The following is an 18,038-nucleotide window of genomic DNA, read 5'->3' on the forward strand; positions in this document are numbered from 1 at the left end:
TTCTACCGCGCCTCCTGGTCGCTGTCCGGGACCCGTGCGGCCGGCATCGGCGGCCGCTCCGTCCGCCGCCGGCCCGTTCCGTTCTGCCGGGCCAGCCACTCGTTGTGGCCGCGCAGCGCGGTGTGCAGTCCGTCCCACAGGGTGCCGTCGGTCCGGTCACGCGGATCGGGGTCGATCAGCACCACACCGATCACCGGAATGCGCTGGTCAGCGAGCTGCCGCGCCACGGTGTGCAGCCATGCGGCGCTGCCGTGCCCGGCACGCACGACGAGCATGGTCTGGCTGCCGAGGTACTGGAGGTCGGTCCACGCCGTGCCGGGAGCGACCGAGCCGACGCCGAGCCGGCGCTCCTCATGCAGCACGGCCGCGGAACGCTCGCCGCTGACCACGGTCGGGCCTCCTGGCTTCTGGCGGCTGTTGGCGAGCTGCGGGCCGGGCAGACCATCGATGATGACCACTGGCCCGTCCGGCGCCAGTGCCTCGGCGAGGTCCAGGGCGATCACGCTCGTGCTGTGCGCACAGCCCAGTTCCAGCAGCGACACCGGCTCAGTGGAGCCGCGCACGGTGCGGGCCAGGGTCGTGGAGAGCCGTTCGCGCGCCACCCGGGTCCGTCGTCGCCGCCACAGCCTGCCCGACCGCAAGGACGCGCGGGGCAGCTCCGCGATGACCGAGGCGCCCAGGTTCGCCGCGATCTCCCGGCGCAGCACGGGGCGGTCCGCCACCACCGTGCCGACCGCGGCCAGCGCGAGCCCGAGGACGAGCCCGAGGACGAGCCCGATCGCTGCGTTGGTGACAGCGGCCCTGGGCAGGGAGTGCTGCACCGCGCGCGGGCCGTCCACGATCTGCGTGCCGGCGATGAGCTTGGGCGTGCCGGTGCGTGCCTCCGCGGCGCGCTGGTCGAAATCGGCGATCCGCGAGTTGAGCTCGGCCCGGCGGGCGAAGAGCGACTCGATGCTCGCCGACGCTTTCGGGTCGCCCCCCGGCGATCGGTTCCCGATCGCCTTGTTGACCTGGGCGAGTTCGTCCCGCATGCGGTCACGCTGGTCGAGCAGCGCCTTGGCCTCGGCCTTCGCGGCCTCCTGCATCCGTCTCACGTGGTCCGCGACGAAGGCATCGGCCAGCGCCTTGGCCCGGGACACGGCTTCCGCGTCGCTGTCACCTGTCACATCGATCTGCAGCAGGTTGTTGGTCAAGCCGGTGCCCCGGTAGTTGCGCATGAAGTCTTCCGGGTTTTCCGGGGACTTGAGGGACTGCAGGGCCTTGCTGGCGATCCGCGTGGTCCCCAGCAGCGCGACGTCGGTGCGGATCAGCGTTCCGGGGTCGTTCGGCTGGTCCTCCTGATGTGTGACCAGCACCTTGGTCACCGCGGTCGGCGGCGGCGGCATCAGGACCGCCATCGCCGCGCCGACCAGCAGCCCCAGCAGCGCCATGGTGCACCAGAAGCGGCGGCGCCTGCGAACCGCCACCACCAGCGCCTGCAGGTCCAGCAGCGGAGCGGCGGCCGACGACTCCGAAGTCTTGCTCGTCGTCACACAGAACCTCCGCTCGCGTGGCCGCGAACCGCGAGCGCCGGCGTTGCGTGATGCGGAGGAGGGCCGGCAGTTCGCGTCGGACACGCCCGGACCGTGGCGGCGACGACGATGCCGACGACCTCATGCCCTGCGTCCGCACACGCCTCGGCGATGCCGGCGAGCTCCTCTGCGGTCCAGCTGCCCGCGCTGAGCACGACCAGGGCACCGGACTCGGTGTCGCGGTCCGGCACCATCGGCTGGGACACCGGAACTCCCACCACCCGCAGCATGGGGTATCCCCTGCTCGGAGAGCTTGGGGAAGGACCGCTCCTGGCCTCGGCGACGAGCTGCCCGGCGGCCCGGTGGGCGATCTCGTCGCCGTCCGGTACGACCACCAGCAGCCGCCGGGGGGCCGGCAGTTGGTCCCGGAGGCGAGCGCACACCCGCCGGTAGCGGATCTGCCTGCTGGCCTCGTCGCCGGACGTCTGCGGGGTCGGTATGTCCCACCGGGTGTCGACGCCAAGCAGCCGGCGGATCCAGGCCCGTGGGTCACGGCCTTTCGGCCGGTGCGCGGGCTGTTCATCAGGTACGTCGACGGTGCCCAGGATCGCCGAGCCCAGTGCCGCGGCGATCTCCGGTTCGGTGCGCAGTCGGCGATTCACCCGTGCGGCGGTGAGATGGCCGATGACCGCGAGCACGAGGAACAGCAGCGCCCCGGCGACGATGAGCTGCATCCTCGTCGGCGGTGCCTCGCCGGTCGGCCGGGCCGCCGGCCCCATGACGACCATGCCGGCCTTGTTGACCGCCGGGTCGGCCTGGTCCAGTTTCTTCATGGCCTCCTGCAGCGCGGTACGCAGCTTCTCGAGTTCGGTGCGGGCCTGCACGCTCTCCACGGTCTGTCCGGGATCGGCCGCATTGGCCAGGTCGGTGATGCGGCGGTTGGTCTGCTCCACCTTCTGCCGCAGTGCCTCGGGCCCCGCTGCCGCGTCGGGGTCGGTGTTGTCGCCTGCGATCCGCGCGGCGAATGTGACGAATTGCTGGGCCAACTGGTCGGAGAGCCGCTGCGCGCGCTCCGGGGTGTCGGCCGTACCCGAGATTTTGATGATGTTCCCGTCGGCGGCCTTGGCGCTCACTTGATCCCGCAGCTCGGCGCCGCTGACGCCGGTCCAGCCGAGCGTGGTAGCCGCACGGTCGACGACCGCCGAACTGGTGGCGATCTCCGCCTGAGTCAGCAGCTCGCGCTCCTCCCACTGCCCCGGCAGCAGTACCGATGCCGACGCCGTGTATCGCGGCGGAAACAGCATCGAGGTGCCGTAGCCGACGAGCGCGCCCATCACGGTGAGGATGGCGAGAAGCCGCCACCGCCGGCGGAGAATCCGCCCGACCGTGACCAGGCGTATCGGGTCATCGCTCAACGGCGCGGCCTCCTGCTTGTCCGGACCGGGTCGCCCGCAGATGCCGGAGTGCGGTCACGGCAGGCAACGGCGTAGGCGGCGAGCAGCGACGCTTGTGAGTTCCGCCAGGAAAGCCGCCCGCTGATCCGCTCCTGGCCGATCTTGCCCATCCGGGCCCGCCTCTCCGGATCGTCCAGCAGCAGCGCGATGAGCTTGGCGAATCCGGCCTCGTCGTTGGCGGGTGCGTAGACGGCGGCGTCACCGGCGGAGACTCGCGCCTCCCGGAGGTCGAAGGAGACGATCGGTCGGCCCATCGCCATGTACTCCAGGACCTTGTTCATGGTCGACACGTCGTTGAGCGGGTTGTGCGGGTCGGGGGAGAGGCACACGTCCGCGGTGGACAGGTAGCGCACGAGGTCGGCGTCCGGAATGCGCCCGGTGAACTGCACCTGCTCGGAGAGCCCGAGCCGCCGGGACAGTTCCACCATCGCGTCGAAGGCGTCGCCGGCGCCGACGAACACCGCATGCCAGTCGGTCCGCCCGAGCTCGTCGCGCATCTTCGCAAGGGCCCGCAAGGCGTAGTCGACGCCGTCCTGAGGGCCCATGACGCCGAGGTAGCACAGCAGATGAGGCTTGCCGCGCTTCAGCTCCGGCTCGGGCGGTACCGGTTGGAACCGGTCGGTCTCGGGCGCGCTGCGCACCACGAAAACGTCCGCCGGTTGCCGACCGCCACGGCGTATCGCGACGTCCCGGTAGCTCTCGTTCGTGGCGAGCACGACGTCCGCGGCCCGGTAGGTCAGCCGTTCCAGCGCGCACACGGCGCGGTAGAGCAGATCTTCGCCGCGGTCGAACCGGGAGAGGTACAGCTCGGGTACCAGGTCGTGCTGGTCGAAGACGAACCGCGCGCCGCGCCGCTTCAGCCACAGCGCCGGCAGGAACAGCAGGTCGGGCGGGTTGCAGGCGTGGACCACGTCGACCGGACCGACCTTGCGGGCCAGCCGGACCGTATGCCACAACGCCGATCCGTACTCCCGCAGGTAGCCGGCCGGCCCTCCGGTGGCCGCGCGCAAGGGGTAGCGGTGGATCCGCACCCCGTCGATCTCCGCCTCCGGCTCCGTGTCCCGCTTACTGCCCTGGGGACAGATGACGTGCACCGTCCAGCCCGCGTCGCGCAGCGTCGTGCACTCCTGCCACACCCGCCGGTCGAACGGCACCGACAGGTTCTCCACCAGGATCAGCGCGCGCCGGTCCGGCCGGTCGCCGCCGGCTGTGTCACCGAACGATGTGTTACCAAGCAAGGCCCACGTACCCCGGTTCGGCCCGGCGCGCCTCGGCGTCGGGAAGGTGGATGAGGTCGACGATCACCGGTCCTTCGCCGTGCGGCAGCGCCGACAGCACGGCCGGATCCCTGGTCCCGACCAGGCACACCTCGGCGTGCTGGAGCACCTCCTCGACGGAGTCCGCGAGCAGCTGCGCGAGGTGCGGCAGCCGGCTCTCGATGTACTCGCGGTTCGCGCCGATCAGCCGGGAGAGGCTCACGTTGGCGTCGTAGATCCGCAGGTCGTAACCCTTGCCGAAGAGCCTCTCCGCCAGCTCGACGAGCGGGCTCTCGCGGAGGTCGTCGGTGCCGGGTTTGAAGGACAACCCGAACAGGCCCACCCGGCGCCTGCCGGTGCGCTCGACCAGGTCCACCGCGCGCTGCAGATGGTCGGAGTTGGAGGGCAGCACGTGGGCGAGGATGGGCACCGAGACGTCGGCCCGCTGCGCCGCGTGGACCAGGCTGCGCAGGTCCTTGGGCAGGCAGGAGCCACCGAAGGCGAAGCCGGGCCGCAGATAGGCGGAGCTGATGTTCAGCTTGCGGTCGGCCAGGAACACGTCCATCACCTGGTGCGAGTCCACCCCGAGCGCCTGGCACACCGCACCCAGCTCGTTCGCGAAGCCGATCTTGAGGCCGTGGAACGCGTTGTCCGCGTATTTGATCGCCTCGGCCGTCGGGACCGGCACCCGGAACACCTCGCCGGGCAAGCCGTCGTACAGCGCCATCACCGCGTCGCCGCTTGCCGGGTCGAGCTCGCCGATGACGGTCTTGGGCGGGTCGAAGAAGTCCCGCACGCTCGTGCCCTCGCGCAGGAACTCCGGGTTCACCGCGACCCCGATGTCCACCCCGGCCGTGCCGCCGACGTACTTCTCCAGGATCGGTACCAGCAGGTTCAGACAGGTGCCCGGGAGCATGGTGCTGCGGAACACGACAGTGTGCCGCCCACCCCGCTCGGCCAGCACGGCGCCGATCTGCTCGGTGACCCGCTCCAGGTAGGTGGTGCACAGGCTGCCGTTGGGCTCCGACGGCGTGCCCACGCAGATCAGCGACACCTGGCTGCCCATGATCGCCTCGCGGACGTCGCCGGTAGCGCGTAACGCTCCACTGCGTACGACCTCGGCGATGAGCTCGCCGATCCGTTCCTCGACCACCGGGGCCTTGCCTTCGTTGACCAGGTCGACCTTCACCTGGTTCACGTCCACCCCGATGACCTCGTGCCCCATGCTGGCCAGGCACGCGGCCGACACGCAGCCCACGTAGCCGAGCCCGAAAACGCTGACCCTCATGACCCGTTCCTCCCCCCAGGCAGGCCCATTCGGCCTGCGGTCCGCGCGTCGGCCGGACGACGACCGCCGCGCATCAGTAGGCCCCCTGCCCGTAGAGCACCGCACGCAGCGTCTTCCACAAGATCACTGTGTCCAGGGCGAGCGACCAGTCCTCCACGTACCGCAGGTCAAGGCGGACCGCCTCTTCCCAGGGCAGGTCGCTGCGTCCGCTGATCTGCCACAGGCCGGTGAGCCCGGGCTTGACAAGGAGACGCCGCCGGATGTCCGGGCCGTACGCAGCGGACTCCTCCGGTAGCGGAGGCCGCGGACCGACGAGCGACATCGATCCGGTGAGCACGTTGAGAAGCTGCGGGAGCTCGTCGATCGAGTACCGGCGCAGTACTGCTCCCACCCGGGTGACCCGCGGATCCCGGCGGAGCTTGAACAGCAGGCCTGCGCCCTCGTTGCGGTCGGCCAGTTCGGCACGTGCCCCGTCAGCCCCGGCGACCATGGTGCGGAACTTGAAAATGGTGAACTCGCGGCCGTCCTTGCCGACTCTGCGCTGGCGGTAGACCGCTCCACCCCGGCTGTCCACCAGCACGAGCAGCCCGACGAGCACCATCAGCGGCGCGAACAGCATCAGCAGGATCGCCGCGCCCATCCGGTCGACGACCTCTTTGACCGCCCGGCGGCCCCCGGTGAAGGTCGGCATGCTGACCCGCAGCAGCGGGATTCCGAGCACCGCGTCGACGTGCAGCCGCGGGCCGGCCACCTCCATCAGTACGGGAGCCACGACCATCTCGGCGTCGCTGCCTTCGAGGTTCCAAGCCAGCCGCTGCAGCCGGTCCGGTGACCAGTGCGGGTCCGGTGTGACGGCGACGACACGGTAGCCGTCGCGGCGGACGTGGCCTGCGACGTCCGTCAGCCGGCCGACGACCGGCACGCCGTCCAGTTGGTCACCGTCGAGCCCGAGACCATCCGTCGTGCATACCGCTTCCACCCGCCAGCCGAGGTGCGGGAACTTGCGGGTTCGGGTGATCAGGTCGCGCACGGTGGCCGGGCTCCCGGCAGCGAGCACCGGTCGCAGGCACCGTCCTTCCTTCCGCTGTTTGTGCAGCCAGAGGCGCAGCAGATACCGCGCGGACATGGTGGTGAGCGCGATCGCGGGAATCGCGACGAAGATCCAGAGCTTGATGTTGCGCGAGGTGAGGGCGATCCCGCCGAGCGCCAATACGACGGCCGCCGTGAACAGTGAGCGTCCGAGCCGGCGGAATTCCTCGGCGCCCTGGCCGAGTACGGCCGGAGCCCACGCCCGGCTCACCGCAAGCGTTCCCAGCACCAGCAGCTCGGTGCCGAATGTGAGAATTCCCCACTTCTCGTGCCAGTTGGCCGCGTCCCGGGCCCCGAAGAAGATACCGATCGCCGCCACCACGAAGGCGGTGGCCAGGGTATCGCTGGTGATCACGGCACGGCGGTACCGCTGCTCCCAGTCGATCTCCGGCTGACTGATTGTCCCGTTCGCCAGACGTCTTCGCGCCGACGGAAACGGGCTGATTAATCCCCCCTGCCGCACAGGACCCCCCAGGTCACCAGTGGTTCGACGTGTTCGCCCAACACTGCCCCTCCCCCCGGGAGGCCCCCGCCCCCCGCACCGTTTCTCCCCTCGGGAGGCCCACGCCCCCCGCGCATGAAATCCCGGCTATTCAGCGCTACTTGAACAACCCACCCTGGCGACAGCAGGCTCGCATCCCCTGCCAGACTCCCGAGGCGCGCGGGAACCCGTCGAAACCTCGGGTGCTCCCCGCACCCGAAGCCCTCTGTCGGGCTCCAAGAATTGATCACCCCCATGTCTGGCGCCGGGGACGCGACTACTGACTGTCCCTAACGCCGGACCTATAGATCATTATTGGTCGCCTCGTACCCGAGCAGCTGAAGCACGGACAATCTAGAGCATCAGAGCCAGCATGTAGAGGGGATGTGTGTAATTTGTGCTCAGCTTTCTTTGGGACTGGATCCACCGATCAGTGACCGCCTACAGGTGCCTTCACGCCACCGCGCGCTGCAACAGCTCGCGCGGCCCCCGGGCGCGGCTTCTGCACGGAAGTGTTCGGCGAGCTGCAGCGGGCCTTCTACGGCGCCCGGTTGGGCAACAACTTCCCGCTGTTCGTGCACTACAGCGTGCCACTGTGGGTGCCCGAGGTGGCCGGGGCGATCGACCCGGACAACGAGGCGAACGACTTGATCGTGTCGGTGTTCGCGGCATGTCCAAAAGCGAGCGCAACCGCCTCAAGGCCCGGGTGCATGCCGCGATGTCGGCCCGGGCACTGATGGAGGGTCGCGGACAAGAACAGCTGGTGCTCGAAGTACGGGGGCAGCCTGATCAAAATTTGTTTACGCTCATTTGACACTCATCTGCTCGTAGAGTCTGGCTGGAAATCTCGAAAACAGGACCTGACCTTGGGGTTTATCCCGCAGGGACCAATTGCGTATCTTCCCGATGACGCATTACGTGGAGTGCATGGCGATGGCTGGGGTGCGTCAGGGCTGGGGCGTCGTCGGAGCCGGCCCGATCCCGCTTCGGGTCGTGTGGAAGCCCGTCCTCACCGACGCCGCCGAAGAGGTGGATCGCCGGACTCAGCGCACTCGGCCGGCCGGTGATCGCCGCCTGGGCGCGGGCCGCCGTCGGCCGCCACGCCGCACGCAGTCCGCGCCTTGCGCGAGACTGGGCGCGATCAAGATCTTGTTTCGAGACGCCAATACATCCCATGTCATGTCGGTTTTGCGCTGGAGCCGTTGGGCCTATCCGGGGCTGTGGACGCGGGGGCGGGGTATCCGTCGCGGGCGCCTGTCGGCGCCGCGCACAGCAAGGACTACCAGCTGGCCGCCGTCCACAGCGGCAAGTGCGTCGACGTCAGCAACGTCTCGACCACGGCCGGGTCGCTGATCCATCAGTGGACCTGCGACCCGGCGAGCGCCCTCGGCACCAAGAAGAACCAGATCTGGCGGCTACAGGGCAAGAGCTGACACCCGGGACAGCGTCACTTCTGCCGAGCGGGAGTGCCGCCGAGCGTGGTGAGGGCCGCGTAGTACGCCGACTTCTTGTTGCCGCCGCCGTCGAAGAGCAGTGGTTTCTCGCCGCTGCGCCAGGAGTCCGTGTCCCGGATTCCCCATACGGTGATGCCGGTGCAGCGTGCGACGTTCATGCAGGCCCTCACCGTGTTCGCGTATGCCGTCGGCGGTGCCTGGGCGATGTCGAGTTCGGTGATCTGTACGTCGACGCCGAGCGCGGCGAAGTTCGCCAGCGTGGTGCCGAAACTCGCGGGCGGGCCGCTGGTGCCGAAGTGGGCCTGGAGGCCGACGCAGTCGATGGGCACGCCCCGCGCCTTGAAGTCGCGGACCATGCGGTACACGCCCTGGGTCTTGGCGCTGTTCCAGTCCTCGATGCTGTAGTCGTTGTAGCAGAGTTTGGCCGACGGGTCGGCCGTGCGGGCCGTCCGGAAGGCCGTTTCGATGAAGCCGTCGCCGAGGACGTTCTGGAAGACGGAGGAACGATGCTGTCCGCTGCCGCCGTCCGCGAAGGCCTCGTTCACCACGTCCCAGGAATGGATCCTGCCTTTGAAGTGGGCCATCTCCGCGGCGATGTGGTTGTTCATCACGCCGCGCAGGGCGGTGGCGTCGGTGAGGGAGCCGACCCAGCCCGGCAGTTGGGAGTGCCATACGAGGGTGTGGCCACGGACCTTCTGTCCATGCGCCAGGGCACGGCTGACGATCTGGTCGGAGGGGCCGAAGTTGAACGATCCCCGGGACGGTTCCGTGGTGTCCCACTTCATCTCGTTCTCCGGCGTGACCCTGTTGAAGTCGCGGTCCAGGATCGTCGTGTACGTCCTGTCGTTGAGCTTGTAGGCCGCCACGGCTGTCCCGAAGTACCGTCCGGACTGGGCGGCTTGGGCGCCCAGGGTGGAGGCCCGGGCGGCAGGGGGAGTCGCGGTCGCCGTGCCGATCGACGCCAGGGTGGCGGCGGCCAGTAAGCCCAGCAGGCAGGCGCGGCGTGAGCTGGGTCGGTGCGGGTGCTTCATGGTTCTCCGTAGGTTGTTGGGCGGTGGGGGCACGTCTCCCCAGCAGTTCGAGTTGGCCTGCGTGAGCAGACCCATGCGGTAGGGGAGTTGGGAGTGGTCGCCGCCGGAATCCGGCGAGCGCCCCTGGTACACGTACTGCGTATGTCAGGGGTCGATCGTCAGTGTGGTCATTGCTTGAGCGGAGCATCTCGCCGTTGCCCGCGACCCCGGGGCGGCGTGCGGGCCCGTGAGGGGAAGGGCCGTCAGGCGGTGTTACAAGGGGCGCCGTTGAGGCTGAACAGGGTGGGGAGGGAGGTGTTGCCGGTGTGGGTGGCCTGGAAACCGAACGAGGTGGAGGCGCCGGGGGGCAGCGTGCCGTTGTAGCTGAGGTTTCCGGCGGAGACCCGGCCGGTGGCCGGGGTGAGGGAGGCGTTCCAGCTACTGGTCACGGTCTGGCCGGCGGGCAGGGTGAAGGCCAGGGACCAGCCGTTGATCGTGGTCGAGCCGGTGTTGGTGAGGGTGATGTCCTCCGTCAGGCCGGTGTTCCAGGCGTTGACCGAGCTGGTCACCTTGCAGGAGGCGCCCGGGGTGGTCGGCGTGGGGGAGGGGCTGGTGCTGCCGCCGAGGGCGGTGGCGGATGCGGTGTAGGCGGGCTTCGGCCGGTAGTTGGCGTCGTACAGGGTGGCGTCGCCGTAGCCGGGGAAGGTGCCGGGGATCCAGGAGTCCGCGTCGCCGACGCCCCACTGGGTGATGCCCACGCAGCCGGTGACTGCCAGACAGGTGTTGACCACGCCGGCGTAGTCGTTCGCCTGCTGGGTGAGACTGGCGGTGGTCGCCGGGAGCTGGATACGGTCGTCGAGCTCGGTGATCGCGACGTTGACGCCGAGCGCGGTGAACCGCTGGAGGTTGGCCTTGAAGGTCGAGGGGACCTGGCCGAGGATGAAGTGGGCCTGGAAGCCGACGCCGTCCAGCGGGACGCCCTGGCTCTTGAGTGATTTCACCAGGTTGTACATGGCGTCGCTCTTCGCGTTCCGGCCCTCGATGTTGTAGTCGTTCAGATACAGCTTGGCGTCCGGGTCGGCGGCGCGCGCGGTGCGCAGAGCGTCGGCGACGAAGCCGCTGCCCATGGCGTTGTAGAAGGCGTCGGTGCGGAAGCTGCCGTCCTCGTTGAACGGCTCGTTGACCACGTCCCAGGCGTAGAGCCTGCCCTTGTAGTGAGTGACCTCGTTGGTGATGTGGTTCTCCATCGCGGCCTTCACCTGTGCGGTGGGCAGGCTGCTCACCCAGGGCGGGAGCTGGCTGTGCCAGACCAGGGTGTGGCCGCGCAGCTTCATCGAGTGGGCCTGGGCGAAGGAGACGAGCCTGTCGGCGGGGGCGAAGTCGAAGTTGCCCCGCGAGGGCTCGGTGGTGTCCCACTTCATCTCGTTGCCGGGGGTGAGCATGCCGAACTGGCTGCCGGCGACGGCGGTGAGTGCGGAGTTGTCGAGGTCGCCCTGGGTGATGGCGGTACCGAAGTAGATGCCCTTCGCCTCGGCGAGCGAGCGCAGGCTGGTGTCAGCGGCGCCGGCCCGGCCGGTGGGCAGCAGGGTGGCGGCGGCCAGGGCTGTGACTGCGGTGACGGCGGCGGCGCCGAAGGCGCGCCGGGCATGCCTGGGGCGGGGGAGGCGGAGCGTCCGGACTGACACCGGCGTGGTCCTTTCTCTGTGAGGGAAGAGACGGACGTGCGGTGGGGCGTGGAACGCGGACCGTGCGGAGAGACCGAGTAGTCGAAAGTTTCGGTCTCCCCGCCGATTCAGTCGGTGACCCTAGAGGCGGGTTGATGCTCCGTCAACCGTTCGGGACGGTGTCTGTGGCGGGGCGGTGCTGTTCCGCTCGACCAGGCTGGTGGCCAGGTCCACCCGCAGGGTGCCGGGCCGGGTGTCTCGGGCGAGGTCGATCACCATGCGGGTGGCGACCTCGGCCATCTCGGTCAGCGGCTGGCGGACGGTGGTGAGCGGAGGGCCGACCCAGCGGGCCAGCGGCAGGTCGTCGAAGCCGACCACGCTGAGATCCGCGGGGATGCGCAACCCCAGCTCACGGGCGGCCTCGTAGAGCCCGAGGGCCTGTAGGTCGTTTCCCGCGAACACGGCGGTCGGCCGGTCGGGCAGGCCCAGCAGTTCCAGCCCCACCCGGCGGCCGGCCTCGTGGTGGAAGTCGCCTTCGCGGACCAGCTCCGGGTCGTACGCGATGCCTGCCATGTCGAGGGCCGCCCGGTAGCCGTCGGCCCGGGCCCGGCTGCACATCATCCGGCTCGGCCCGCCGATCAGGCCGATCCGGCGGTGGCCGAGGCCGAGCAGGTGCCGGGTGGCGGCCAGACCGCCGTCCCAGTTGGTGGTGCCGACGGCGGGCACCCCCTGGCCGGGGTCGCCGGCCGGGTCTATCACCACGAACGGGATGTCGCGGCCGGCCAGTTGTTCCTGCTGGGAGCGGTCCAGGCCGGACAGGACCAGGAGTACGCCGGCGGGGCGACGGGCGAGCACTCCGTCCACCCAGGACTGGCCGGGGGTCAGCCGCCCGGAGGACTCCGAAAGGACGATGCTCAGCCCCTCGTCGCGCGCCACGTTCTCGACGCCGCGGATCACCTCCATCGCCCAGACGCTCTCCAGCTCGTGGAAGACCAGTTCCAGCAGCGGGCTGCTCTGGGTGCCGCGCCGCCGCCGGTAGCCGTGTCGGCGCAGCAGCTCCTCGACCCGCTCCCGGGTGGCCTGGGCGACGTCGGCTCGGCCGTTGAGGACTTTCGAAACAGTCGGGGCCGAGACCCCCGCCTCCCGTGCGATCTCGGCGAGCGTCGCGGCTCTGGTCACGAACTCCTCCTGCACTGCCCTGCTGGGCGAACTGCGCTGTGGGTGGCTGTCGGCACGGATGCTAGCCGGTCGGCCGGGCGGATCGGATCCCGCCCGAACTCTTGACGGACGTCGAGGGTGGTCCTAGTTTTCCCACAACATTCGCCAAGTTATCCGAAACATTCGAATGAAGGCAGAGTATGGGATCGAGATTCGCCGCGATCGTCGCGGCCACCGCACTCGTCCTGGGCATGACCGCGGCGTGCGGATCGGGTGGTGGCTCCTCCGACGCGGGCTCCGGGACGATCCACGTGATGGTCTACGGCGACGCCACCAACAAGGTCGAGAAGCAGATCGCCGAGACCTTCAACAAGACCTCCAAGGTCAAGGTGGTGCTCGACACCGTGCCCGGCGCGGACTATCAGCAGAAACTGCAGACCGTCATCAGCACCCCACATGCCCCGGACGTCTTCTTCAACTGGGGCGGCGGCTCCATCCAGCCCTTCGTCAAGGCCGGCCTGCTGCTCCCGCTGGACGGCTTCATCGCCAAGGACCCGGGACTGAAGAGCAACTTCCTGCCGTCGGTGTTCAACTCGGCCGTCGTGGACGGCAAGCCGTACGGAGTGCCGATGCGCGGTACCCAGCCGGTGCTGCTCTTCCACAACAAGAAGGTGCTCGCGGACGCCGGTCTGACCCCGCCGCGGACCTGGGACGAGCTGGTCGCCGCCACCAAGGTGCTCAAGGCCAAGGGCAAGACGCCGATCGCGCTCGGCGGCGGCGACCAGTGGCCCACCCTGATGTGGTTCGAGTACCTGTACGACCGGATCGGCGGGCCCGGCCTGCTGCAACGGGCGGTGAGCGGCGACCGGTCCGCCTGGGCGAGCGAGGACAGCCGCAAGGCACTGGCCACCCTCAGGGAACTGGCCGACTCCGGCGCGTTCGGCAGGAACTACGACTCCGTCAAGTTCACCGACGGCGGCTCCCCGGCCCTGGTGGCCAAGGGCAGGGCGGCCTTCGAGCTGATGGGCTCCTGGTACTACTCCACCCAGCAGGACGCCAACCCGGACTTCGCCAAGTCGGGCCTCGGGTACACCGGCTTCCCCACGCTCAACGGCGGCAAGGGCGACCCGGCCGACGTGGTCGGCAACACCAACAACTTCTACTCGGTGCTGAAGAAGACCAAGCACCCGGAGGCCGCTGCCGCCTTCCTGAAGCAGATGTACTCCGAACAGTTCGTCAAGGCGCAGCTCGCCGTGGGCAACCTGCCCACCACCGTCAACACCGTCGACTTCCTCGACACCGCGGCCAGCCCCGCGTACTCCAAGTACCAGTACGAACTGGTCAAGGCCGCACCCTCGTTCCAGCTCTCCTGGGACCAGGCGTACCCACCGAGCGCGGCCACCCCGATGCACACCGCCATCCAGCAGTACTTCGACGGCAAGCGCGATGCCGACGCCTTCATCAAGGCCATGCAGGCCTTGCCCACCTCATGACGCGGGCCCCGAAGTCCGGCACGGGCGTGGCCCGCCCGGGCTTCGTCTGGGCGGCGCCCGCCGCGGTGTTCTTCCTGCTGTTCGCGATCGCGCCGCTGGTCCTGGTCGCCGTGCTCTCCTTCACCAGCTGGGACGGCATCAGCGAGCCGCACTTCAACGGCCTGGACAACTGGGTGGCGCTGATCCACGACCCGGTGATGGGCCAGTCGGTCTGGACCACGTTGCTGCTCACCGCCCTCGGCGTGCTCACCCAGACGCCGGTCAGCCTCCTGCTCGGCGTGTGGGCCGCCGGACACCAGCGCAACCGGGCCGTGCTCTCGGCGGTCTACTTCGTACCGCTGCTCCTGTCGGCGACCGCCGTGTCCGTGGTGTGGCGGGCCGTGCTGGACCCCAACTTCGGCGTGCCCTCCCAACTGACCTGGCTGTTCGGCGACGGCAACCTGCTCGGCAGCCGCAGCGGCGCGCTCGCGGTGCTCACCTTCGTGGGGATGTGGCAGTTCACCCCGCTGCACGCACTGATCTACCAGGGCGGTGCCCGGGCCATCCCCCAGGTGCTCTACCAGGCTGCCGCGGTCGACGGGGCGGGCACCGTCCGGCAGTTCTTCCACATCACCCTGCCGCAACTGCGCAACACCATCATCACCTCGATGGTGCTGATGGTGGTCGGCGGACTCACCACCTTCGACACGGTGCTGATCCTCACCCAGGGCGGCCCCGGCACCGACACCACCGTCAGCGCCTTCTACATGTACCAAAAGGCCTTCAAGAGCTACGACTTCGGTGCCGCCTCGGCCATCGCCCTGGTCCTGGTGGTCGTCGCCACCCTGATCTCCCTGGCCGTGGTCAAGTTCTCCGGCTACGACCGCATGCGCGGCACGGCGGAGGGCCTGTGATGCGCGGACGCCCCAACTACCTCGCCGGATTCGGCTCGTTGATCTGGCTGCTGCTGGTCGGCCTGCCGCTGTACGTGCTGCTGCTCGCCACCTTGCGCACCCGCGCCGACTACTCCACCAAGGGACCGCTCAGCCTGCCCGCACAGTGGACCCTGCGGAACTACGTCACCGACCTGTCCAACGGCTTCGGCCGGGACTTCCTCAACACCCTGACCGTCACCGCCAGCGTGGTCGCCCTCGTCCTGCTGGTCGTCCCGCCGCTCGCGTACGCCATCGTACGGGCCCGGGGCCGCGCCACCGGCTGGGTGTTCCGGCTGTTCCTCCTCGGCCTGGCGATTCCCGCCCAGGCGGTGATCGTGCCGATGTTCTATCTGATCAGCAAGGCCGGGCTGTACGACCACCTGATCGGTGTCATCCTGCCGACCGCCGCCTTCTGCCTCCCGGTCTGCACCCTGGTCCTCACCGGCGCGATGCGTGACATCAGCCCCGAGCTGTACGAGGCGATGGCGATGGACGGCGCCTCCCCGGGCCGGGTCTTCCGGCAGCTGGTGCTGCCGCTGTCCAAGGGGGGCCTGTCCTCCATCGTGGTCTTCGCCGCCCTCCAGGCGTGGAACGGCTTCCTGTTCCCGCTCATCCTCACCCAGTCCGACTCCACCAAGGTCATCACCCTCGGCCTGTACGAGTTCCAGACCGAACACGGCGTCGACGTACCCGGACTGCTCAGCGCCGTGGTGCTGTCCATGCTGCCCATCCTCGTCGTCTACCTGTTCGCCCGCCGCGCCCTCGTCCAGGGCCTGACGGGCGTGGGAGGAAAATGAGCGCCACCCCGCCACCCGCCCCGGACGGCGTTCCCGTCTGGCGGGACGCCACGCTCACCCCGCAGGCCAGGGCCGACGCCCTGATCGCGGCCATGACCCTGCGGGAGAAGACCGCCCAGCTGATCGGCGTCTGGGTCGGTGCCAGCGACGAGGGCGGTGAAGTCGCCCCGCACCAGCACGAGATGGAGGACCCGCCCGACCTCGACACCCTGCTGCCGTACGGGCTCGGCCAGTTGACCCGTCCCTTCGGCACCGCACCGGTCGACCCGGCGCTCGGCGCCCTCTCGCTGATGCGCACCCAGCGCCGGATCACCGCCGCCAACCGCTTCGGCATCCCCGCCCTGGCCCACGAGGAGTGCCTGGCCGGATTCGCCGCCTGGGGCGCCACCGCCTACCCCGTGCCCCTTTCCTGGGGCGCGGCCTTCAACCCGGCACTGGTGCGGCGGATGGCCGCCGCGATCGGCCGCGACCTGCGCGCCGTCGGCGTGCACCAGGGCCTCGCGCCGGTCCTCGACGTGGTGCGCGACGCCCGCTGGGGACGGGTCGAGGAGACCATCGGGGAGGACCCGTACCTGGTCGGCACCATCGCCACGGCCTACGTCCAGGGCCTGGAGTCGGCCGGGATCGTCGCCACCCTCAAGCACTTCGCCGGGTACTCCGCCTCCCGCGCCGGACGCAACCTCGCCCCCGTCTCCATGGGCCCGCGCGAACGCTCCGACGTCATCCTGCCGCCGTTCGAGATGGCCGTCCGCGAAGGCCGCCCCCGCTCGGTCATGCACGCCTACACCGATACGGACGGTATCCCCGGCGCCGCCGACGAGAACCTGCTCACCGGACTGCTCCGGGACACCTGGGACTTCACCGGAACGGTGGTCGCCGACTACTTCGGCATCGCCTTCCTCAAAACCCTGCACGGCGTCGTCGAGGACTGGCCGGAGGCCGCCGCCCTGGCCCTCGCTAGCGGCGTCGACACCGAACTGCCGACCGTGAAGACCTATGGGCAGCCCCTGCTCGACGCCGTCGCCACCGGGCTCGTCCCGGAGCGGCTGATCGACCGGGCGCTGCGCCGGGTGCTCGTCCAGAAGGCCCAGCTCGGTTTGCTGGACCCGGACTGGGACCCCGTGCCCGACGTCCTCATCGACACCGATCCGAGCGACCCGGAGGCGCTGCGCGGCACGGTCGACCTCGACCGGGCCGCCAACCGAGCCCTCGCCGCCGAACTCGCCGAACAAGCCGTGGTGCTGCTGCGCAACGACGGCCTGCTGCCGCTGCGCGCCCCCGCCCGGATCGCGTTGATCGGCCCCAACGCCGACGAACCCACCGCCGTGCTCGGCTGCTATGCCTTCCCGGTGCACGTGGGCGGTCAGCACCCGAAGGTGCCGCTGGGTATCGAACTTCCCACTCTGAGCGAGGCGTTGCGGGCCGAGTTCGCCGGGAGCGAGGTGCGGACGGTGCGCGGGGTGGCCGTCGAGGGCGCGGATGCCGACGGCATCTCAGAAGCGGTCCGTGCCGCTCGGCAGGCCGACGTGGTGGTGATGGCCCTCGGTGACCGGGCAGGCCTGTTCGGCCGAGGCACCAGCGGCGAGGGCTGCGATGCCGAATCGCTCGAACTTCCCGGCATCCAGGGCAAGTTGCTGGACGCGTTGCTGGACTGCGGCACTCCGCTCGTGGTCACCCTACTGGCCGGGCGGCCGTACGCGCTGGGGCGCGCGGTGAGCGAGGCTGCGGCGATCGTCCAGTGCTTCTTCCCCGGCGAGGCGGGCACACAGGCTGTGGCGGGCGTGCTGAGCGGACGGGTCAACCCGTCCGGCCGGCTGCCGGTCAGCATCCCCGCGCACCCCGGTGTCCAGCCGTCGACGTACCTTGCCGCCCGGCTCGCCCAGGCGAGCGTTGTCTCCAGCACCGACCCGACACCCGCCTACGGATTCGGACACGGGCTCGGCTACAGCGAGTTCACCTGGTCGGGGCTGGCGGTGGAGACCGACGAGACCGGCACCGACGGCGAGTTCCGGCTCGCCTTCGAACTGCGTAACGTCGGCGGCCGGGCGGGCAGTGAGGTCGTACAGCTGTACCTGCACGATCCGGTGGCGAGCGTGGTGCAGCCGGTGCAGCGGCTGATCGGCTACCGGCGGATCGAGCTGGCCGCGGGCGCCGGGTGCCGCGTGGAACTGGCACTCCCCGCCGACCTGGCCTCCTTCACCGGCCGCGGGGGCCACCGGATCGTCGAACCGGGCGCGCTGGAAGTACGGATCGCCGCCTCCAGCACCGACGCCCGCTTCACCGTACCGCTGCGCCTGACTGGCCCGGTCCGCCCGGTTGACCACACCCGCCGCCTCCACCCGACCGTCACCGCGCAGGTTCTGCCTACGGCCAAACCCGGTGTGACACCGATGAGTTGAGGAAAGCGGTCCGGGTGGGGCTGTTGCTCTGAGGCAACAGCCCCACCCGGCAAGGGATGTCGACGCCCGC

At 69.8% G+C, this 18,038-nt stretch carries 13 protein-coding genes and 1 pseudogene; 6 read left to right on the forward strand and 8 right to left on the reverse strand.

Annotated features, from left to right (window positions below; all coding sequences use genetic code 11):
* Window positions 1-2: 2 nt before the first annotated feature.
* The 5 genes from ACFWA7_RS05565 to ACFWA7_RS05585 form a co-directional block, all read right to left on the reverse strand.
* Window positions 3-1,532: a Wzz/FepE/Etk N-terminal domain-containing protein gene (locus tag ACFWA7_RS05565; RefSeq protein ID WP_385821157.1), complete on the reverse strand. Its 1,530-nt coding sequence runs from the start codon at window positions 1,530-1,532 to the stop codon at window positions 3-5.
* On the reverse strand, window positions 1,529-2,926 hold the full coding sequence (locus tag ACFWA7_RS05570; protein WP_385821159.1) for a Wzz/FepE/Etk N-terminal domain-containing protein: 1,398 nt from the start codon (window positions 2,924-2,926) through the stop codon (window positions 1,529-1,531). Before ACFWA7_RS05570 ends, ACFWA7_RS05565 begins: the two co-directional genes overlap by 4 nt.
* Complete coding sequence (locus ACFWA7_RS05575) at window positions 2,923-4,203, reverse strand: glycosyltransferase family 4 protein (RefSeq protein ID WP_385821161.1); 1,281 nt, start codon at window positions 4,201-4,203, stop codon at window positions 2,923-2,925. The genes ACFWA7_RS05570 and ACFWA7_RS05575 overlap by 4 nt, the downstream gene beginning before the upstream one ends.
* A complete protein-coding gene (locus ACFWA7_RS05580) occupies window positions 4,193-5,509 on the reverse strand; it encodes a nucleotide sugar dehydrogenase (RefSeq protein ID WP_385534420.1) in 1,317 nt (438 codons plus the stop codon). The genes ACFWA7_RS05575 and ACFWA7_RS05580 overlap by 11 nt, the downstream gene beginning before the upstream one ends.
* Window positions 5,510-5,582: 73 nt before the next feature.
* A complete protein-coding gene (locus ACFWA7_RS05585; protein ID WP_385534418.1) occupies window positions 5,583-7,061 on the reverse strand; it encodes a sugar transferase in 1,479 nt (492 codons plus the stop codon).
* Window positions 7,062-7,591: 530 nt separating this feature from the next.
* Here ACFWA7_RS05585 and ACFWA7_RS05590 point away from each other — a divergent pair.
* A complete protein-coding gene (locus ACFWA7_RS05590; RefSeq protein WP_385821163.1) occupies window positions 7,592-7,816 on the forward strand; it encodes a hypothetical protein in 225 nt (74 codons plus the stop codon).
* Between the two features lie 483 nt (window positions 7,817-8,299).
* Window positions 8,300-8,512: an RICIN domain-containing protein gene (locus tag ACFWA7_RS05595; RefSeq protein ID WP_385821166.1), complete on the forward strand. Its 213-nt coding sequence runs from the start codon at window positions 8,300-8,302 to the stop codon at window positions 8,510-8,512.
* 26 nt (window positions 8,513-8,538) lie between these two features.
* Here ACFWA7_RS05595 and ACFWA7_RS05600 read toward each other — a convergent pair.
* The 3 genes and pseudogenes from ACFWA7_RS05600 to ACFWA7_RS05610 form a co-directional block, all read right to left on the reverse strand.
* Window positions 8,539-9,564, reverse strand: a pseudogene (locus ACFWA7_RS05600) (endo-1,4-beta-xylanase); the annotation flags it as partial.
* A gap of 242 nt (window positions 9,565-9,806) precedes the next feature.
* On the reverse strand, window positions 9,807-11,228 hold the full coding sequence (locus ACFWA7_RS05605) for an endo-1,4-beta-xylanase (protein ID WP_385821168.1): 1,422 nt from the start codon (window positions 11,226-11,228) through the stop codon (window positions 9,807-9,809).
* Window positions 11,229-11,348: 120 nt separating this feature from the next.
* Window positions 11,349-12,386 (reverse strand): LacI family DNA-binding transcriptional regulator, encoded by a 1,038-nt coding sequence (locus ACFWA7_RS05610; RefSeq protein WP_385821170.1) that lies wholly within the window; start codon window positions 12,384-12,386, stop codon window positions 11,349-11,351.
* A gap of 179 nt (window positions 12,387-12,565) precedes the next feature.
* Between ACFWA7_RS05610 and ACFWA7_RS05615 the strand changes: the two genes are divergently transcribed.
* The 4 genes from ACFWA7_RS05615 to ACFWA7_RS05630 are packed head-to-tail and all read left to right on the forward strand — an operon-like array spanning window position 12,566 to window position 17,968.
* Window positions 12,566-13,858, forward strand: a complete 1,293-nt coding sequence (locus ACFWA7_RS05615) for an ABC transporter substrate-binding protein (protein ID WP_385821172.1) — start codon at window positions 12,566-12,568, stop codon at window positions 13,856-13,858.
* Window positions 13,855-14,751 (forward strand): carbohydrate ABC transporter permease, encoded by an 897-nt coding sequence (locus ACFWA7_RS05620; RefSeq protein ID WP_385821174.1) that lies wholly within the window; start codon window positions 13,855-13,857, stop codon window positions 14,749-14,751. Before ACFWA7_RS05615 ends, ACFWA7_RS05620 begins: the two co-directional genes overlap by 4 nt.
* Complete coding sequence (locus ACFWA7_RS05625; RefSeq protein ID WP_385821177.1) at window positions 14,751-15,569, forward strand: carbohydrate ABC transporter permease; 819 nt, start codon at window positions 14,751-14,753, stop codon at window positions 15,567-15,569. The genes ACFWA7_RS05620 and ACFWA7_RS05625 overlap by 1 nt, the downstream gene beginning before the upstream one ends.
* The gene (locus tag ACFWA7_RS05630; RefSeq protein WP_385821178.1) at window positions 15,566-17,968 is read left to right on the forward strand and encodes a beta-glucosidase; all 2,403 of its coding nucleotides are present in this window, start codon (window positions 15,566-15,568) and stop codon (window positions 17,966-17,968) included. Before ACFWA7_RS05625 ends, ACFWA7_RS05630 begins: the two co-directional genes overlap by 4 nt.
* Window positions 17,969-18,038: the final 70 nt, after the last annotated feature.

It is taken from the genome of Streptomyces sp. NPDC059994 (assembly GCF_042737755.1).
In the GTDB taxonomy this organism is placed as follows: Bacteria; Actinomycetota; Actinomycetes; order Streptomycetales; family Streptomycetaceae; genus Streptomyces.